Raw genomic sequence first — 17,433 nt, 5'->3', positions numbered from 1 at the left:
TCCGCTTCCCCGCCCACCGGCGCACGCCCACCGCGCGCCCCCACAGGGTGTCGCGGGTTCACCGACGACTAGTAGGGTGACGAACTCGGGGGCCCACTGCACCGGTTCGAGAGGTGGGGATACGGGATAATGGCTGTCGGCATGAGCTCGCCGCGACCGGCGCACACCGCTGTCGGAAGCGCGCCCGGCACCGAAGCCGCCCGGGACACCACCGGCACCGCGCCCGCCGACGCCCTCCCCGCCGCCGTCGACCCCGACGACCTGCCCGACGGGCTCGTCGTCGCCGACGGGAGCGGCCGCGTCGTCTGCTTCAACGCCGCCGCCGCCCGCATCACCGCCACCCCCGCCGCCGAGGCGATCGGCCGGCCCCTGGACGTGGCCCTCCCGCTGGAGGACCTCAAGGGGAAGCGCTGGTGGCCGCTGACCGACCCGTACGGCGGTCTCGCCACCCGTAACGGCCAGCCCGAGCGCAACCTGCTGCTGCCCGGCGGCCGCGAGGTGCTCGTCTCCGCCCGTTACGTACGCGAGCACCCGCTCGGCCCGGTGCGCCGGGTCGTCGTCTCGCTGCGCGGCACCGAGGCCCGCCGGCGTACCGAACGCAGCCATGCCGAGCTGATCGCCACCGTCGCCCATGAGCTGCGCTCCCCGCTCACCTCGGTGAAAGGGTTCACCGCCACCCTGCTGGCCAAATGGGAGCGGTTCACCGACGACCAGAAGCGGCTGATGCTGGAGACCGTCGACGCGGACGCGGGCCGGGTCACCCGGCTCATCGCCGAGCTGCTCGACATCTCCCGGATCGACTCCGGCCGCCTGGAGCTGCGCCGCCAGCCGGTCGACATCTCCGCCGCCGTCGCCCGCCACATCCAGGCCCTCATCGCCGGCGGCCAGGCGCCCGACCGCTTCCGGGTCCGGGCCAGGGGCCCGCTGCCCGACCTCTGGGCCGATCCCGACAAGATCGACCAGATCCTCGGGAACCTCCTGGAAAACGCGGTGCGCCACGGCGAGGGAACCGTCACCATGGAGATCGCCCCCGCACCCGCGCCGGGGACGAACGACGAGATGGGAACGGCGGTCACCGTGAGCGACGAAGGCCCCGGCATCCCCGAGGAGTCGATGGGCCGTGTCTTCACCCGCTTCTGGCGGGGGAGCAAGCGCGGTGGCACGGGCCTCGGCCTCTACATCGTCAAGGGCATCGTCGAGGCGCACGGCGGGACCATCACCGTCGGCCGGGGGCCCGGCGGCGGGGCCGAGTTCCGATTTATCCTGCCCGTGAGCATGCCCGCCTACCTGGCGTGAGCGGCCCACGGGCGCCCCGACCGTCCTGCGGCCTTTAGACTCGACCTTTGGCACCTTTGCGTCCAGCGGTCTCCAGCCGGGTCGCGCCACCAGCCAATCGGAAGCACGGGAAGAGATGTCGGCACCGAACAAGTCGTACGACCCAGTCGAGGTCGAGGCACTGAAACCGGAAGAGATCGAGCGCATGCGGGACGAGGCGTTCGCCGCCTTCGCCGCCGCCGGCGACCTCGACGCGCTCGCCCAGGCGAAGACCGCGCACACCGGAGGTACCTCGCCCCTGTCGCTCGCCAACCGCGAGATCGGCGCCCTGCCCCCGCAGGCCAAGGCCGAGGCGGGCAAGCGCGTGGGCCAGGCCCGCGGCGCCGTCTCCAAGGCGCTGGCCGCCCGCCAGGCCGAGCTGGAGGCCGAGCGCGACGCTCGCGTGCTCGTCGAGGAGGCCGTGGACGTCACCCTGCCCTACGACCGCACCCCGGCCGGCGCCCGCCACCCGCTGACGACCATCATGGAGCGGGTCGCGGACGTCTTCGTGGCCATGGGCTACGAGATCGCCGAGGGCCCCGAGGTCGAGGCGGAGTGGTTCAACTTCGACGCCCTGAACTTCGTGCCCGACCACCCGGCGCGCCAGATGCAGGACACCTTCTTCGTCCAGGGCACCACGGCCGACGGCAAGGCGACCGAGGGCGACGAGTCCGGTGTCGTCCTGCGTACGCACACCTCGCCCGTCCAGGCCCGTTCGCTCCTGGAGCGCAAGCCTCCGGTCTACGTGGTCTGTCCGGGCCGGGTCTACCGCACCGACGAGCTGGACGCCACGCACACCCCGGTCTTCCACCAGATCGAGCTGCTCGCCGTCGACGAGGGCCTCACCATGGCCGACCTCAAGGGCACCCTGGACCACATGGTCCAGGCGCTCTTCGGGCCGGACATGAAGACCCGGCTGCGGCCGAACTTCTTCCCGTTCACCGAGCCGTCCGCCGAGATGGACATGGTCTGCTACGTCTGCCGCGGCGAGTCCGTCGGCAACCCGGACCGCCCCTGCCGCACCTGCGGCAGCGAGGGCTGGATCGAGCTGGGCGGCTGCGGCATGGTCAACCCCAAGGTGCTGACCGCCTGCGGTGTCGACCCCCGGAAGTACAGCGGATTCGCCTTCGGGTTCGGCATCGAACGGATGCTGATGTTCCGCCACAACGTCGAAGACATGCGAGACATGGTCGAGGGTGACGTCCGGTTCACCCGGCCGTTCGGGATGGAGATCTGATGCGCGTCCCGCTTTCCTGGCTGCGGGAGTACGTCGACCTGCCGGCGACGGAGACCGGCCGTGACGTACAGGCCAAGCTCGTCTCCGTCGGCCTGGAGGTCGAGACCGTCGAGCAGATCGGCGCGGGCCTCAAGGGCCCCCTGGTCGTCGGCAAGGTCCTGACCATCGAGGAGCTGGAGGGGTTCAAGAAGCCCATCCGCTTCTGCACGGTCGACGTCGGCTCCGCCAACGGCACCGGCGAACCGCAGGAGATCGTCTGCGGCGCCCGTAACTTCTCGGTCGGCGACAAGGTCGTCGTGGTCCTCCCGGGCGCGGTCCTGCCCGGCGACTTCGCGATCGCCGCCCGCAAGACGTACGGCAAGACCTCCCACGGCATGATCTGCTCCACCGACGAGCTCGGCATGGGCGACCCCTCTGGTCGCGCAAGCGACGGCATCCTCGTGCTGCCGCCGGAGCACGAGGTCGGCACCGACGCGATCGAGCTGCTCCAGCTCGTCGACGAGGTCCTCGACATCGCCGTCACCCCGGACCGCGGCTACTGCCTCTCCATGCGCGGGGTCGCCCGCGAGACCGCCACCGCGTACGGGCTGCCGCTGCGCGACCCGGCGCTCCTGGACGTGCCCGCGCCGAACGCGTACGGCTACCCGGTCCAGATCTCCGACCCGATCGGCTGCGACCGCTTCACCGCCCGCACCGTCACCGGTCTCCAGCCCGAGGCCCGCTCGCCGATCTGGATGCAGCGCCGCCTCCAGAAGGCCGGGATGCGGCCGATCTCGCTGGCCGTCGACATCACCAACTACGTGATGCTGGAGCTGGGCCAGCCGCTGCACGCCTACGACCGCAACCGGGTCGACGGGCCGATCGGCGTGCGCCGCGCCACCCAGGGCGAGAAGCTCACCACCCTGGACGGCACCGTCCGCGTGCTGGACGCCGAGGACCTGGTCATCACCGACAACCGCGGGCCGATCGGCCTCGCGGGCGTCATGGGCGGCGCCAACACCGAGATCGCGGACGCGGACGGCGAGCACGCGCTCACCACCGAGGTCGTCATCGAGGCCGCGCACTTCGGCGCGATCTCGATCGCCCGCACCGCGCGCCGCCACAAGCTGTCCTCCGAGGCGTCCAAGCGCTTCGAGCGCGGCGTCGACCCGCAGGCCGCCGCCGCTGCCGCGCAGCGCACGGTGGACCTGCTGGTCCTCCTCGCGGGCGGCACCGCCGAGGCCGGGGTCACCGAGATCACCGCGCCGCACGCGCCGCGCACGATCGCCATGCCGGCCAACCACCCCGACCGGGTGGCCGGTGTGGAGTACGGGCGCGAGACCGTCGTCCGCCGCCTCCAGGAGGTCGGCTGCGACGTGTACGGGCAGGACGAGCTGATCGTGACCGTCCCGTCCTGGCGGCCCGACCTGAACGAGCCGAACGACCTGGCCGAAGAGGTCATCCGGCTTGAGGGCTACGAGAACCTGCCCTCCACCCTGCCGACGCCGCCCTCCGGCCGCGGCCTCACCGACCGCCAGCGGCTGCACCGCCGTATCGGCCGGGTGCTGGCCGGAGCCGGTTACGTCGAGGCGCTGAGCTACCCATTCACCGGCGACGCCGTCCTGGACCAGCTCGGCCTGGCGAAGGACGACGAGCGCCGCCGTACGGTCAAGCTCGTCAACCCGATCTCCGACGAGGAGCCGGCGCTGCGCACCACGCTGCTGCCGGGCCTCCTCGGCGCGCTGCGGCGCAACGACGGCCGGGGCAGCCACGACCTGGCGCTCTTCGAGACGGGCCTGGTCTTCCGGCCCACGGGCGAGGAGACGGCCGCCGTCCGGCTGCCCGTCGACCGCCGGCCCACCGACGAGGAGATCGCCGGTCTCGACGCGGCCCTCCCGCGTCAGCCGCGCCGCGCCGCCGTCGTCCTCGCGGGCGCCCGCGAGCAGGCCGGCTGGTGGGGCAAGGGCACCCCGGCGACCTGGGCGGACGCCATCGAGGCCGCCCGGTCCATCGCCGCGGAGGCCGGTGTCGAGGTCACCGTCCGCGCCGACCAGCACGCCCCGTGGCACCCGGGCCGCTGCGCCGCGCTGTACGTCACCGTGAACGCCGAGGAGACCCTCTTCGGACACGCGGGCGAACTCCACCCGCGCGTCATCAAGGCGCTCCACCTGCCCGAGCGGACCTGCGCCGCCGAGGTCGAGCTGGACGTCCTGGAGCGGGCCGTCGACGGAGCGCTCCAGGCGCCGAGGATCTCCACCTTCCCGGTGGCGACCCAGGACGTCGCGCTCGTCGTCGCCGGGGACGTCCCGGCCGCCGACGTGGAGCGGGCGCTGCACGAGGGAGCGGGTGAACTGCTCGAATCGCTGCGGCTGTTCGACGTCTTCACCGGCGAACAGATCGGCGAGGGCAACAAGTCCCTGGCGTACGCGCTCCGCTTCCGCGCCGCCGACCGCACGCTGACCGTCGAGGAGGCCTCGGCCGCCCGCGACAGCGCGGTGGCCCTGGCCGCCGAGCGCACGGGCGCGGTGCTGCGCGGCGCGTAGCACCGCAGGCGCGGAGAAGGGGCGTATCCGGCCACCGGATACGCCCCTTCTCCTTCTCTCGCGGCGGCGGGGACCGCGCGCGGACCGGACACGGAACCGGGAGGAAGCGCGGTTCCGGGCCCCGACCCGCAGCCACCCTCCTTCGTCGTTGGGCAGTGGGTCGTGCGATCCGGCGTCCGTCCGCACGGCCACGGAGTGTCGGGCAGGCCGGCGGTGCGGACGGACGCGGGTGCGGGTCGTCAACCGTTACGAGGGGGAGCCGACGACCCGGCCGCCTCTTGCGAGGAGCTCATTCAACCGAGCCCCGCCCCGGCGCGGCAGAGCGCACAGCGCGACGGTTCGGGCATTCCGTTCACACCCCGTGTGAAACGTGCTGGACTAGGCTCATTGCGACACGCACCTGGGGGGACCATGGAGCCGAACGTCCTGCTCGAATCCCTGATCGACGAGGCCGGGATGTCCCGTGCGGGGCTCGCCGGCCATGTCAACCGGGCGGGCCGGGCCCGTGGCCTGAGCCTGCGGTACGAACACACCGCGGTCTCCCGCTGGCTGAAGGGCCAGCGCCCGCGCGGCCAGGTGCCGGACCTGATCTGCGAGGTGCTGCGCGGCCGGCTGGGCCGCCCGGTCGTACTGGACGACATCGGCATGGGCCTGCTGCCCGGCGGCGGCTACGGCACCGACAGCTCACCGCCCAGCGCCTCCCTCTCCGGCTTCGTCGACCGGGCCACCGCGCTCTGGCGCTCGGACGACCAGCAGCGCCCGCACCTCGCCACCGTCCCCACCGTCACCGGGACCACGGCGGTGATGCCGGTCTGGGAGTGGGAGAACCCGCCGGAGGACACCGACGTCTCCCGCCCGGGCCCCGGCCGGGTCAGCGCGGCCGACATAGAGACGCTCCGGTCCGCGCGCGACCACTACGAGCAGATGTACCGCAAGGCGGGCGGCATCGCGACCAGACCCCGGATCGTCCGCTTCCTCAACGCCGAGGCCGCGCCGCTGCTGCGCGGCGGCCACAGCGACGCGCTCGGCCGACGGTTGCACCGGGCGACGGCGGCCCTGGTGGCGATGGCCGGCATCTGCGCGTACGACTCCGACGCCCACGGCCTCGCCCAGCGCTACTTCCACCAGGCGCTGCGGCTCGCCAAGTCCAGCGGCGACCGGGCGCTCGGCGGCTATGTGATCGCGCTGCTGACCACCCAGTCCCTCTTCCTCGGCGACCACCGCCGCTCCATCGCCTTCGCCGAGGCCGCGCTCCGGGCGGCCGGCGACCACATCACCCCGGCGCTCGCCGCCGATCTGCACGCCATGCAGGCCAAGGCGTACGCCCAGCTCGGTGACGCGGCGAGCGCCCGCGCCTGCATCGCCCGGGCCGAGGCCCAGGCGGGCCGGATCCACAGCGGGCGGGAGCCGGACGAGACCGGGTACGTCCAGCCCGGCCTGGTCGACGTCCAGGTGGCGGAGGCGCTGCTCAGCCTCGGTGACCTGCCGGCGGCGCGGGAGCACGCGGCCTCCGCCGTGCGCGCCCCGGCGCACGACCGGGGGCGCGTGCACCGGCTCGCGATGCTCAGCCATATCGAGCTGCTCCAGGGCGAGCCGGACCGCGCGGCCGGTACGGCGGCCGAAATGGCCGAGCGGGCCCGGGGCATGGAGTCCCAGCGGCTGCGCGACCGGCTGCGCCAGGTGCGGCGGGAGCTGGCGGAGAGCGGCTGCGCCGACGCCGTACAGACGGCCGACCAGATCGGCGGGGCGCTGCGCGTGCCTCTGTGAGCTCCGCCGCGCACCCGCCGTTCATTCCGCTTCGCGGCCGACCCTGCTGGCATGTTGCCCCCAACATGTCGAAAGGCGGCAGAACCGTGCAGTGGACGAACTTAAGCGAACAGAATGTGTATCAGAACCGTTGGTTCCAGGTGAACCTGGCCGATGTGGAGCTGCCCGACGGCAGCCATCTCGACCACTACGTCATCCGGCTGCGGCCGGTCGCGGCGGCCACCGTCGTCAACGCGGCGGACGAGGTGCTGCTGCTCTGGCGCCACCGGTTCATCACCGACAGCTGGGGGTGGGAGCTGGCGGCAGGGGTCGTCGAGGACGGCGAGGACATCGCGGCGGCGGCGGCCCGCGAGATGGAGGAGGAGACCGGCTGGCGCCCCGGCCCGCTGCGCCCGCTGCTCACCGTGGAGCCGGCCAACGGCCTCACCGACGCCCGCCACCACCTCTACTGGGCGGAGGAGGCGCGGTACACGGGCCCGCCGCAGGACGCCTTCGAGTCCTCACGCCGTGAGTGGATACCGCTGAAGCTCGTCCCGGACATGATCGCCCGCGGCGAGGTGCCGGCGGCGAACATGGCGGCGGCCCTGCTGATGCTGCACCACCTGCGGCTGGGCTGAACGCGCGGGGAGCCGGCCCCGGGATGTCCGGGACCGGCTCCACGCAGCGCGGGGGCGGTGTCAGCCGTACGGGTAGAAGCCCGACCCGGTCTTGCGGCCGAGGCGGCCCGCGTCGACCATGCGCTGGAGCAGCGGGGGAGCGGCGTACAGCGGCTCCTTGTACTCGGCGTACATCGAGTCGGCGACCGAGGCCACCGTGTCCAGGCCGATCAGGTCCGCGAGCTTCAGCGGGCCCATCGGGTGGGCGCAGCCCATCTCCATGCCGTTGTCGATGTCCTCGCGGCTCGCGATGCCCGACTCGAACATCCGGATCGCCGAGAGCAGATACGGGATCAGCAGCGCGTTGACGACGAAGCCGGACCGGTCCTGCGCGCGGATCGGGTGCTTGCCGAGCACGTCCTGCACGACGGCCTCGGCGCGCTTGATCGTCTCGTCCGACGTGGTCAGCGCCGGGATCAGCTCGACCAGCTTCTGGACGGGAGCCGGGTTGAAGAAGTGGATGCCGATGACCCGGTCCGGGCGCGAGGTCGCGACGGCCAGCTTCACCAGCGGGATGGAGGAGGTGTTGGAGGCGAGGATCGCGTCCTGCCGGACCACCACCTGGTCCAGGACCTGGAAGATCTCCGTCTTGACCTGCTCGTTCTCCACGACGGCCTCGATGACGAGGTCGCGGTCGGCGAACTCCCCGAGGTCGGTGGTGAAGCTCAGGCGGCCGAGGGTCTCGTCCCGCTCCTGCTCGGTGATCTTGCCGCGTTCGGCGGCCTTCGAGAGGGAGTTGTGCAGCCGGGTGCGGCCGATCTCCAGCGCCTCGCCGGTGGTCTCGGCGACCTTCACTTCGAGGCCGCTGCGCGCGCACACCTCCGCGATCCCTGCGCCCATCTGGCCACAGCCCACCACCCCGACGCGTGCAATGTCGGCCATAGAGTCCGTCACCTCGTGCCTTTCGCTGTTCTCCGCAGTGCAGGGTCCCGTCTGATTCCGGTGCCCGCCTCGACCCCACGACGTTACTCCGCGAGCCGACCCCGGTGACCTGCGGGTCATTCAGCTACGTACGGGCATGATCCTGTTACGTACAGCAATGAAGGTGGTGGTCGACGTGAAGGGACGAGTGTGGCGCATGCGACGGACAGGAATGACCCGGAGAGCGCTCGTGGCGGGTGCGGCGGGACTGGTGGCGGCGATGACGACGGGTGGGGACGCGGTGGCCGCGCGGACGGACCGGGCGGTACGGGGAGGAGGCGGCGGCGAGGACCGGTTCGCTCGGGGTGAGCTGCGCGGCGTCTGGATCGCCACGGTCGCCAACCTGGACTGGCCCTCCAAGAAGGGCCTGACGGCGGCCGCGCAGGAGGCCGAGCTGATCGCCCACCTGGACCGGGCGGTCGAGCACCGGCTCAACGCGGTGGTGCTCCAGGTCCGTCCCACCGCGGACGCCCTCTGGCCCTCCCCGTACGAACCGTGGGCCGACTGCCTCACCGGCGTCCAGGGCAAGGACCCGGGCTGGGACCCGCTGGCCACCGCCGTCCGCGAGGCGCACGACCGGGGCCTGGAGCTGCACGCCTGGTTCAACCCGTACCGGGTGGCGAACCACACGGACCCCGCCCGCCTCGCCGCCTCCCACCCGGCCCGGCGCAACCCCGACTGGGTCCTGCCGTACGGCGGGAAGCTCTACTACGACCCGGGGCTGCCGGAGGTCCGCCGCTTCGTCCAGGACGCGATGCTGGACGCCGTGCGCCGCTACGAGATCGACGCGGTGCACTGGGACGACTACTTCTACCCGTATCCGGTGGCCGGGGAGGCGTTCAAGGACGACGCCGCGTACGAGCGGTACGGGGGTGGTTTTCCGGACAAGGCGGCCTGGCGTCGCGACAACGTGGACCGGCTGGTGCGCGAGATGGGCGAGCGGATCCGGGAAGTCCGGCAGGGTGTCCGCTTCGGCATCAGCCCCTTCGCCGTCTGGAGGAACAAGGCGACCGACCCGGCCGGCTCCGACACCCGGGCGGGCGTGGAGACGTACGACGACCTGCATGCCGACACGCGTAAGTGGGTCAAGGAGGGCTGGATCGATTACATCTGCCCGCAGATCTACTGGCACATCGGGCTCGCGACCGCCGACTACGCCAAGGTCCTCGCCTGGTGGGCCGCCACCGTGCGGGGCACGGGCGTGGGGCTGTACGTGGGGGAGGCGCTGTACAAGGCCGGCGACCCGGCCCAGCCCGCTGCCTGGCAGGACCCGGCGGAGCTTTCCCGCCACCTCACCCTCGCCCGGGACCACGAGGAGGTGGGCGGGCACATCTTCTTCTCCGCCAAGCACGTGGCGGCGGACCGGATCGGCGCGATGGCACGGGTGGTGGCCGACCACTACCAGGACCGCGTACGCGCGCCGCGCTGAGCTGAGCTGGGCGTCGGGAGGAGAGCGGAGAAGGGGGCCGGGGCCGCTCGGACCCCGGTCCCGGTTCCGCTACTGCTGAGGCCGGTCCCGGGGCGCCTCGATGTGCTGGACGACGCTGTCGGGGCCGGGTGACATCAGGTGCTCGTGGCCGTCGGGGAAGCGGAGCCGGTACGGAGGGGCGCCCCCGTCCCCGAGGACTTCGATGATCTCGGCGACCCGGTCGTGCTGTCCCACGGTCCTGCCGTGCATCAGCAGCCGGTCGCCCGCGTGTGCCTCCATGGGGGTGGCCTCCTCACGGGGTGGCGGTCCGTACCACCAAGTCTATGACCGTACGGGCCTGGGTTCGCCTGCTGGAAGGCGCCGGGGAACCTTGCCCCGGCCCGTCCGCTGGGTGGCCGCGATGCAGACGAGCACCGCCACCGCCGCGAGGGGAGCCGCCGCGGAGACCTTCTCGCCGAGCAGCAGGACGGACCACGCCAGCGTGAGGAGCGGCTGGGCGAGCTGGAGCTGGCTGGCCCGGGGGACGCCGATCTCGGCCATGCCCTTGTACCAGACGTACAGCCCGAAGAAGGTCGATCCGGCGGCCACCCAGACCAGGCCGAGGACACCGTGCGCGGTGAGGTGGACCGGCTCCAGCGGCAGCGCCACCGCGCTGCCCGCCACCGCGAACGGCAGACAGAGGATCAGCGCCCAGCCGATCACCTGCCACCCGGGCATCACCCGCGCGAGCCTGCCGCCTTCGGTGTACCCGGCCGCGCACACCAGCAGCGCGCCGAACAGATACAGATCGCCCGAGGTCAGGGCGCCACCGCTCTGCTGCACGGTGAAGCCGATGACGACGGCGGCCCCGGCGAGGGCGGCGACCCAGAACGTACGGGAAGGGCGTTCGCCGGTACGCAGCGACCCGAGCACCGCGGTCGTCAGCGGCAGCAGGCCCACGACCACGGCCGCGTGCGCAGTGGTGGAGGTCTGCAGCGCCAGGGTCGTCAGCAGCGGGAACCCGACCACCACACCGCCCGCCACCACCGCGAGCCCGGCCCAGTGGCGGCGCGCGGGCAGTGGCGCCCGGACCGCCAGCAGGAAGCAGCCGGCGATGAGCGCGGCGAGCGTGGAGCGCAGGGCGACGAGGGACCAGGGGCCGAAGCTCTCCAGGCCCCAGGCGGTGGAGGGGAAGGTGAGCGAGAACGCCACGACGCCGAGCGCGGCGAGGAGCGTGCCACGGCGGGCGGGGGCGGCCTGCGCCATGTCGGGCGTCGGTGAGGTCTCCGCACCGGTGCCGGCGGACGCCCCGGCGGTGTGCGGCGGTGCTTCCGTGCCGGGTGCCGGTGAGGTCTCCGAACCCGCGCGAGGCGTCGGCCTGCCGACGCCCGGACCGTGCGTGGCGGAGGTACCCGTACCGGTGGCGACCGCTATCGCTCCGGAATCGGTAGCGCTATCCTGTGCTCTCATGCAAGAGCGTAGCAGCGTGGCCGAGCTGGTCACTTTCCTCCGTGGAGAACTCAACCGCTACTCACCCGGGGGAAAGCTGCCGTCCAGTCGCGCTCTGGTCGAACGCTTCCGGGTCAGCCCGGTCACCGTCTCCCGCGCCATCGCGCAGCTCGCCGCCGAAGGGCTCGTCACCACCCGGCCCGGCTCCGGCGCCTTCCGGGCCGAGCCGCGTGCCGAGGTGCCGGCCCTCGGCGACACGTCCTGGCAGGAGGTGTCGCTGAGCGGTGACGGCGGACCCGAGGTCGTGCCGCGTACGGTCGATGCCTCCGGAGTCCTGGCCACCCTCGCCGCACCACCGCCCGGCACCATCGAGTTCAACGGCGGCTACCTCCACGCCGACCTCCAGCCCGAGCGGGCCCTGGCCGCCGCCCTCGCCCGGGCCGGCCGCCGCCCGGGCGCCTGGGGCCGGCCGCCCACGGACGGGCTGCCCGAACTGCGGTCCTGGTTCGCCCGTGAGATCGGCCCGGCCGTCTCCGGCGCCGACGTCCTGATCACCGCGGGCGGCCAGAGCGCCCTGGCCACCGCCCTGCGCGCCCTCGCCCCGCCCGGCGCCCCGGTCCTCGTCGAGTCGCCCACCTACCCCGGCATGCTCGCGGTCGCCCGCGCCACGGGACTGCGCCCGGTCCCGGTCCCGATGGACGCGGACGGGGTCCGGCCGGAACTGCTCGCCGACGCCTTCCGCGCCACCGGAGCCCGGGTCTTCGTCACCCAGCCGCTCTTCCAGAACCCGACCGGAGCCACCCTCGCGCCCGCCCGCCGCCCCGAGATCCTTGCCATCGCCCGTGCGGCCGGGGCGTTCGTCGTCGAGGACGACTTCGCCCGCCGGCTCGTCCACGACGACGCCGGACCGCTGCCGGTACCCCTGGCCGCCGACGACCCCGACGGCGTGGTCGTCCACGTCTGCTCGCTCACCAAGGTCACCTCGCCGAGCCTCCGCGTCGGCGCGCTGGCCGCCCGGGGCCCCGTCTTGGAGCGCCTGCGCGCCATCCAGGTCGTCGACAGCTTCTTCGTACCGAGGCCGCTCCAGGAGGCCGCGCTCGAACTCGTCGGCTCCCCGTCGTGGGGCCGCCACCTCGCCGCGGTGGCGGCCGAGCTGCGGAACCGCCGTACGGTGATGGCCGCCGCCCTCCGCTCCGAACTGCCCGCCTTCGCCCTGCCGCACGTACCGGCGGGCGGCGGCAGCCTCTGGCTCCGGATCCCGGCGACCGGTGCGGGCACGGGCCCCGACGAGACGGCCATCGCCTCCGCCGCGCTGCGCACCTCGGTCGCCATCGCCCCGGGCACCCCGTACTTCTGCGCCGAACCTCCGGCGGGCCACGTACGGCTGAGCTTCGCGGCGGTCTCCGGGGCGGCCGAGATCGCGGAGGGCGTACGCCGGTTGCGTACCGCGTACGAGAGTCCGGGCCTGTCGGCCTTGGCCGGAAACTGACCGGCGGGGGCCGTACCACCCGGGGGCCCTCTTGACCGTTCAACCGTTCGGCACCACGATCCGGCCATGACGCATCCGGCCATGGCACAGCGGGTCACCCTGGTCGCGGCGGCACGCACCTCGCCCCGCCTGGCCGAGCGGTTCGACGACGACCGGCCGCTCGACCAGGCCGGCTGGCACGAGGTGCAGCTCGTCGCCCACACCCTCGTCCCGCTCGGCGCGGCCGAACTGCGCTACTGCTCGCCCACCCCGCGCAGCCGTGCCACCGGCGACGCGCTCGGTTACGCGCCGATGGCCCAGCCCGCCCTGCGCGACTGCGACATGGGCCGCTGGCGCGGGATGACCCTGGCCGAGGTCGCGGCCCGGGAACCGGTCGCCGTCGACGTCTGGCTCGCCGACCCGGGCAGCTCCCCGCACGGCGGCGAGTCGCTCCTCGCCTTCATCGGACGGATCGGCGGCTGGCTGGACACCCGCCCGGCGTGCGACGGGTTCATCGTCGCGGTGGCCGAACCCGCCGTGATCCGCGCGGCCCTCGTCTACGCGCTGAACGTGCCGCCCACCGCGTACTGGAACGTGGACGTCCGCCCGCTCTCCACGATCACGCTCGCCGGCTCGCCCGGCCGCTGGAGCCTCAGCCTGGAGTCCGGCGTCCGCTGACCCCGGACTCCAGGCTGAGGTCCGGCGTCCGCTGACGCCGATTCCGGGCAGCACGCTCCCTTCCCGCCGGTCCGACCGGTCGGTACGTTGCAGGGGCATCTGACCCGTGACGTACCGGAGGAGACGTGCCGCAGATCCACGGCCACTGCGAGGACCGGTTCGCCGGGGTCCGGGCCGCCTTCGAGGAGAACTTCACCGCCCGCGGCGAACTGGGCGCGGCGCTCACCGTCCTCGCCGACGGCGTCCCCGTGGTCGACCTCTGGGGCGGCTGGGCCGACGAGGCCCGCACCCGCCCATGGGAGCGGGACACCCTGGTCAACGTCTGGTCCACGGGCAAGGGCCCGACCGCGCTCTGCGCCCACATCCTGGCCGACCGGGGCCTGCTCGACCTGGACGCCCCGGTGGCCGCGTACTGGCCGGAGTTCGCGGCGAACGGCAAGGAGACCGTCCTCGTACGCCACCTCCTCTCGCACCGCTCCGGAGTCGCCGGAGTCGGCACACCGCACACCCTGGACGAGCTGTACGACTGGGAACTGACCTGCGCGAGGCTCGCCGCCACCGCGCCCATGTGGGAGCCGGGAAGCCGGTCCGGCTACCACGCGATCTCGTACGGATTCCTCGTCGGTGAAGTGGTCCGCCGGGTCAGCGGCGTGCTGCCGGGGGAGTTCCTGCGGCGGGAGGTCACCGGACCGCTCGGCATCGACTTCACCTTCGGCCTCCCGGAGAAGGAGACCCACCGGCTCGCCGAACTCGTCCAGGAGCGTGCCGACCGCGCCGCCCAGGCCGCGCTCCTGGCCCGGATGGAACCGGTGGCCGTCGCCTCGCTGCTCAACCCGCCCACCGGTCGCGCCGCCGCCAACACGCCCGGGTGGCGCGCCGCCGAGATTCCCGCCGCCAACGGCCACGGCACCGCCCGCGCGGTCGCCGCGCTCTACGGGATCCTCGCCGGACGCGGCAGCATCGGCGGCCACCGGATCCTCTCCGGGCGGGCCGTCGAACGGGTCCGCGAGAGCCAGGGCGCCTGCCGCGACCTGGTCCTCGGCGACGCCTTCGCCCACGAGACGGAGATCGCGCTCGGCCTCTGGCTGAGCGGCCGCAACCGCTCGTACGGCCCCAATCCGCGAGCCATGGGCCACGACGGCGCGGGCGGTTCCTGCGGCCTGGCCGACCCGGAAGCCGGAATCGCCCTCGGGTACGTCATGAACCGGATGGGCTCCGGCGTGGCCGACGACCCGCGGAAGACGGTGCTGGTGGACGCGGTGTACGCGGCCCTCGGGGACGCCGCCCGGGCATGATCGGAACCCGACATTCCACACCGCCGACCCAACCCGGGTTTCACCTGCGGTTGCCAGGAATGTGAGGATGTCACCATGACAACCAAGGTCTACTTCGACATCACCATCGACGACGCGCCCGCAGGGCGGATCACGTTCAACCTGTTCGACGACGTCGTCCCCAAGACGGCGGAGAACTTCCGCGCGCTCGCCACCGGCGAGAAGGGCTTCGGCTACGCCGGCTCGTCCTTCCACCGCGTCATCACGGACTTCATGCTCCAGGGCGGGGACTTCACCCGCGGCGACGGCACCGGCGGCAAGAGCATCTACGGCGAGAAGTTCGCCGACGAGAACTTCAACCTCAAGCACGACCGCGTCGGCCTGCTCTCGATGGCCAACGCCGGCCCGAACACCAACGGCTCGCAGTTCTTCATCACCACGGTGCTCACCCCGTGGCTGGACGGCAAGCACGTGGTCTTCGGCGAGGTCGCCGACGACGACAGCATGAAGCTCGTCCGCAAGATCGAGGCGCTCGGCTCCTCCAGCGGCCGCACCCGCGCCAAGGTCACCATCGCCGAGTCCGGCGTTCTCTGACCGACGCGGCGCCTTCGGGCCCGGCGGAACACAGGAAGCCCGGCCGACGCACCGCGTCGGCCGGGCTTCCCGCTCTCTCCGTGGGCCTCGGTCAGTTCGACCGGCCGTGGACCTCGGTCAGTTCGACCGGGCGGCGCGCTCCGCGTTGCGCTCCTTGATACGGGCGGTCTCCTTGCGGACCTCCGCCTGGGTGGCCCGCTCCTTCTGGAGCCACTCCGGCATCTCGTCCTTGAGGGCGTCGACCTGCTCGGTGGTGAGGGGATCGGTGATCCCGCCACGGGCGAGGCCGGCGATGGAGATGCCGAGCTTCGCGGCGACCACGGGACGGGGGTGCGGTCCGGTGCGGCGCAGCTCGACCAGCCACGCGGGCGGGTCGGTCTGGAGGGCGTTGAGCTCGGTGCGCGAGACGGCACCCTCCTGGAACTCGGCGGGGGTGGCCTGGAGGTACACACCCAGCTTCTTCGCCGCGGTGGCGGGCTTCATGGTCTGGGCGGTCTTGTGCGACGTCATGGGTCCAGGGTATCGACGATGGGACATACCTCCGACCACCTGCCGGTAGCCTGGATCCGTGACAGGCTCGGATACCCCCTCTGCTACGCCCCCTTCCTTCAGGCTCGCGTACGTCCCCGGTGTGACGCCGACCAAGTGGGTGAGGGTCTGGCACGAGCGGCTGCCCGACACCCCTCTGGAGCTCGTCCAGGTCCCTCCGGCCGAGGCGGGCCGGCTGCTGGCGGACGGCGGTGCGGAGGCGGGGCTCGTACGGCTTCCGGTCGACCGGGACGTCCTCAGCGCGATCCCCCTGTACACCGAGACGACGGTCGTGGTGATCCCCAAGGACCACGCCGTCACGGCCGCGGAGGAGGTCACGCTCCCCGACCTGGCGGACGAGATCGTCCTGCACCCGCTCGACGACGTCCTGGACTGGGAGACCCTTCCGGGCCGTCCCGCGCTCGAACGCCCTGCCTCCACGGCGGACGCCGTCGAGCTGGTGGCGGCGGGCGTGGGCGTTCTCCTCGTCCCGCAGTCCCTGGCCCGTCTGCACCACCGCAAGGACCTCACCTACCGCCCGGTCCTGGAGGCTCCCGAGTCCCGCGTGGCCCTGTCCTGGCCGCAGGAGGAGCCCACGCCCGACCTGGTCGAGGAGTTCATCGGCATCGTCCGGGGCCGCACGGTCAACAGCACCCGGGGCCGCGCGGCCACGCCGCCGCCGCAGCCGTCGGCGAAGGAGAAGGCCAAGGCGAAGGCCAAGCGGTCGGGCACGGCGACCGGCTCCGCACGCAAGCAGGCGGCCACGGGCCGCCGCGCGGGCACTCCCAAGGGCGGCAAGGCGACCGGCAAGGCGCCCGGCAAACGAGGAAAGCCGCGCGGCCGCTAGGGCCTGCCCTCCCCGCCCCCGTACGCCTTCCCGGTCGCTCCACGCCTTCGCCGCGCGTCCCGCCCCACCGATCCCACGGCCGGCGTCCCAGCAGGTCGGAGCGCGGGAATTCCCGGGATTGCGTCACTTCCCCGGCAGCCATGGTGGCCGCCGCCCCCGGTCCAGCAGGGTGGTCGTCAGCCGGCCGGTGCGGTCGGTTCCGTACATGGGAGGGGAAGTACATGCGAGCCATGACGAGGACGTTCGTGAGTGTCGCCACCGCCGCGGTGATCGCGGCCGGAACGCTGACGGCGGCGGGCACGAGCTTCGCCGCGACGCCGGCCCAGCAGGCACCGGCGGTCAGCGCCCAGCAGGTCGCGCCGCTCGCGGTCGTCAACCTCGGCCTGAGCAACGCACAGGCGAAGGAGGTCCAGCGCTGGCTGGCGCGCTCCTGGAACTACACCGGCGCCATCGACGGCCAGCTCGGCACCAACAGCTGGAAGGCCTTCCAGCGCTTCCTGAAGTCGGCCGCCAACTACAATGACGCCATCGACGGAGTCGTCGGCCCGAACACGGTCAAGGCGCTGCAGCGCTGGCTGAAGGCGCACTACGGCTACACCGGCGCGATCGACGGCGTCGCCGGTCCGGGCACCCAGGCGGCGTTCAAGCGGTTCGCCAACGCCCGCTGATCCTCGGGTGAGCGGATTCGCCCAATGGTGAGGAGCACGGCACGGTTCGCGACCCTCGGGGGAGTGAACCGTGCCGTGCTCTGTCGTACGGAGCCGAGCAGG

At 73.0% G+C, this 17,433-nt stretch carries 16 protein-coding genes; 12 read left to right on the top strand and 4 right to left on the bottom strand.

Annotated elements, in window-relative coordinates; translation table 11 throughout:
* The first annotated feature begins 129 nt into the window (after nt 1-129).
* From ACQP09_RS04375 to ACQP09_RS04355, 5 genes are all read left to right on the top strand, one after another.
* Entirely contained in the window at nt 130-1,296 is a 1,167-nt protein-coding gene (locus tag ACQP09_RS04375) for an ATP-binding protein (RefSeq protein WP_433396135.1), read from the top strand.
* Between the two features lie 115 nt (nt 1,297-1,411).
* Nucleotides 1,412-2,551 (top strand): phenylalanine--tRNA ligase subunit alpha, encoded by a 1,140-nt coding sequence (pheS, locus tag ACQP09_RS04370; protein WP_433396133.1) that lies wholly within the window; start codon nt 1,412-1,414, stop codon nt 2,549-2,551.
* Nucleotides 2,551-5,073 carry a phenylalanine--tRNA ligase subunit beta gene (gene pheT / locus ACQP09_RS04365; RefSeq protein WP_433396131.1) on the top strand — a complete coding sequence of 841 codons (2,523 nt, stop codon included), beginning with the start codon at nt 2,551-2,553 and terminating at the stop codon, nt 5,071-5,073. The genes pheS and pheT overlap by 1 nt, the downstream gene beginning before the upstream one ends.
* Before the next feature lie 411 nt (nt 5,074-5,484).
* On the top strand, nt 5,485-6,840 hold the full coding sequence (locus tag ACQP09_RS04360) for a transcriptional regulator (RefSeq protein ID WP_433396129.1): 1,356 nt from the start codon (nt 5,485-5,487) through the stop codon (nt 6,838-6,840).
* An 86-nt stretch (nt 6,841-6,926) separates the two neighbouring features.
* Nucleotides 6,927-7,457 (top strand): NUDIX domain-containing protein, encoded by a 531-nt coding sequence (locus ACQP09_RS04355; RefSeq protein WP_433396127.1) that lies wholly within the window; start codon nt 6,927-6,929, stop codon nt 7,455-7,457.
* Between the two features lie 60 nt (nt 7,458-7,517).
* Here ACQP09_RS04355 and ACQP09_RS04350 read toward each other — a convergent pair whose 3' ends face one another.
* Nucleotides 7,518-8,378 carry a 3-hydroxybutyryl-CoA dehydrogenase gene (locus ACQP09_RS04350; RefSeq protein WP_433396125.1) on the bottom strand — a complete coding sequence of 287 codons (861 nt, stop codon included), beginning with the start codon at nt 8,376-8,378 and terminating at the stop codon, nt 7,518-7,520.
* A gap of 229 nt (nt 8,379-8,607) precedes the next feature.
* On the opposite strand from ACQP09_RS04350, the gene ACQP09_RS04345 reads away from it, so the two are divergent.
* A complete protein-coding gene (locus ACQP09_RS04345) occupies nt 8,608-9,846 on the top strand; it encodes a glycoside hydrolase family 10 protein (protein WP_433406485.1) in 1,239 nt (412 codons plus the stop codon).
* 69 nt (nt 9,847-9,915) lie between these two features.
* Here ACQP09_RS04345 and ACQP09_RS04340 read toward each other — a convergent pair whose 3' ends face one another.
* Together ACQP09_RS04340 and ACQP09_RS04335 are read right to left on the bottom strand one after the other, a co-directional pair.
* Complete coding sequence (locus ACQP09_RS04340) at nt 9,916-10,125, bottom strand: DUF1918 domain-containing protein (RefSeq protein WP_381065767.1); 210 nt, start codon at nt 10,123-10,125, stop codon at nt 9,916-9,918.
* 42 nt (nt 10,126-10,167) lie between these two features.
* The gene (locus ACQP09_RS04335) at nt 10,168-11,295 is read right to left on the bottom strand and encodes an EamA family transporter (RefSeq protein WP_433396123.1); all 1,128 of its coding nucleotides are present in this window, start codon (nt 11,293-11,295) and stop codon (nt 10,168-10,170) included.
* On the opposite strand from ACQP09_RS04335, the gene ACQP09_RS04330 reads away from it, so the two are divergent.
* The 4 genes from ACQP09_RS04330 (at nt 11,294) to ACQP09_RS04315 (ending at nt 15,288) form a co-directional block, all read left to right on the top strand.
* A complete protein-coding gene (locus ACQP09_RS04330) occupies nt 11,294-12,763 on the top strand; it encodes a PLP-dependent aminotransferase family protein (RefSeq protein WP_433396121.1) in 1,470 nt (489 codons plus the stop codon). The two genes, ACQP09_RS04335 and ACQP09_RS04330, sit on opposite strands and share 2 nt — an antisense overlap.
* A gap of 81 nt (nt 12,764-12,844) precedes the next feature.
* Nucleotides 12,845-13,420, top strand: a complete 576-nt coding sequence (locus ACQP09_RS04325) for a histidine phosphatase family protein (RefSeq protein ID WP_432148072.1) — start codon at nt 12,845-12,847, stop codon at nt 13,418-13,420.
* Between the two features lie 125 nt (nt 13,421-13,545).
* A complete protein-coding gene (locus ACQP09_RS04320; RefSeq protein WP_432147784.1) occupies nt 13,546-14,715 on the top strand; it encodes a serine hydrolase domain-containing protein in 1,170 nt (389 codons plus the stop codon).
* Between the two features lie 75 nt (nt 14,716-14,790).
* Nucleotides 14,791-15,288 (top strand): peptidylprolyl isomerase, encoded by a 498-nt coding sequence (locus tag ACQP09_RS04315; RefSeq protein WP_404068042.1) that lies wholly within the window; start codon nt 14,791-14,793, stop codon nt 15,286-15,288.
* Nucleotides 15,289-15,405: 117 nt separating this feature from the next.
* Here ACQP09_RS04315 and ACQP09_RS04310 read toward each other — a convergent pair whose 3' ends face one another.
* Complete coding sequence (locus ACQP09_RS04310; protein WP_404068039.1) at nt 15,406-15,798, bottom strand: DUF5997 family protein; 393 nt, start codon at nt 15,796-15,798, stop codon at nt 15,406-15,408.
* 58 nt (nt 15,799-15,856) lie between these two features.
* On the opposite strand from ACQP09_RS04310, the gene ACQP09_RS04305 reads away from it, so the two are divergent.
* On the top strand, nt 15,857-16,663 hold the full coding sequence (locus ACQP09_RS04305; RefSeq protein ID WP_433396118.1) for a LysR family transcriptional regulator substrate-binding protein: 807 nt from the start codon (nt 15,857-15,859) through the stop codon (nt 16,661-16,663).
* Between the two features lie 221 nt (nt 16,664-16,884).
* On the top strand, nt 16,885-17,331 hold the full coding sequence (locus ACQP09_RS04300; protein WP_433396117.1) for a peptidoglycan-binding domain-containing protein: 447 nt from the start codon (nt 16,885-16,887) through the stop codon (nt 17,329-17,331).
* Nucleotides 17,332-17,433: the final 102 nt, after the last annotated feature.

Origin of the sequence: Streptomyces sp. CA-146814, assembly GCF_050942385.1 — a bacterium.
Lineage (GTDB): Bacteria > Actinomycetota > Actinomycetes > Streptomycetales > Streptomycetaceae > Streptomyces.
Note: the sequence above shows the minus strand (reverse complement) of the source record. Positions and strands in the feature narration are given on the sequence as shown.

What these genes read in the sequence shown, in the direction of transcription:
- ACQP09_RS04375 (WP_433396135.1), top strand. Translation starts at nt 130, where the DNA reads ATGGCTGTCGGCATGAGCTCGCCGCGACCGGCGCACACCGCTGTCGGA.
- pheS (WP_433396133.1), top strand. Translation starts at nt 1,412, where the DNA reads ATGTCGGCACCGAACAAGTCGTACGACCCAGTCGAGGTCGAGGCACTG.
- pheT (WP_433396131.1), top strand. Translation starts at nt 2,551, where the DNA reads ATGCGCGTCCCGCTTTCCTGGCTGCGGGAGTACGTCGACCTGCCGGCG.
- ACQP09_RS04360 (WP_433396129.1), top strand. Translation starts at nt 5,485, where the DNA reads ATGGAGCCGAACGTCCTGCTCGAATCCCTGATCGACGAGGCCGGGATG.
- ACQP09_RS04350 (WP_433396125.1), bottom strand. Translation starts at nt 8,378, where the DNA reads ATGGCCGACATTGCACGCGTCGGGGTGGTGGGCTGTGGCCAGATGGGC.
- ACQP09_RS04340 (WP_381065767.1), bottom strand. Translation starts at nt 10,125, where the DNA reads ATGGAGGCACACGCGGGCGACCGGCTGCTGATGCACGGCAGGACCGTG.
- ACQP09_RS04330 (WP_433396121.1), top strand. Translation starts at nt 11,294, where the DNA reads ATGCAAGAGCGTAGCAGCGTGGCCGAGCTGGTCACTTTCCTCCGTGGA.
- ACQP09_RS04335 (WP_433396123.1), bottom strand. Translation starts at nt 11,295, where the DNA reads ATGAGAGCACAGGATAGCGCTACCGATTCCGGAGCGATAGCGGTCGCC.
- ACQP09_RS04325 (WP_432148072.1), top strand. Translation starts at nt 12,845, where the DNA reads ATGGCACAGCGGGTCACCCTGGTCGCGGCGGCACGCACCTCGCCCCGC.
- ACQP09_RS04315 (WP_404068042.1), top strand. Translation starts at nt 14,791, where the DNA reads ATGACAACCAAGGTCTACTTCGACATCACCATCGACGACGCGCCCGCA.
- ACQP09_RS04310 (WP_404068039.1), bottom strand. Translation starts at nt 15,798, where the DNA reads ATGACGTCGCACAAGACCGCCCAGACCATGAAGCCCGCCACCGCGGCG.
- ACQP09_RS04300 (WP_433396117.1), top strand. Translation starts at nt 16,885, where the DNA reads ATGCGAGCCATGACGAGGACGTTCGTGAGTGTCGCCACCGCCGCGGTG.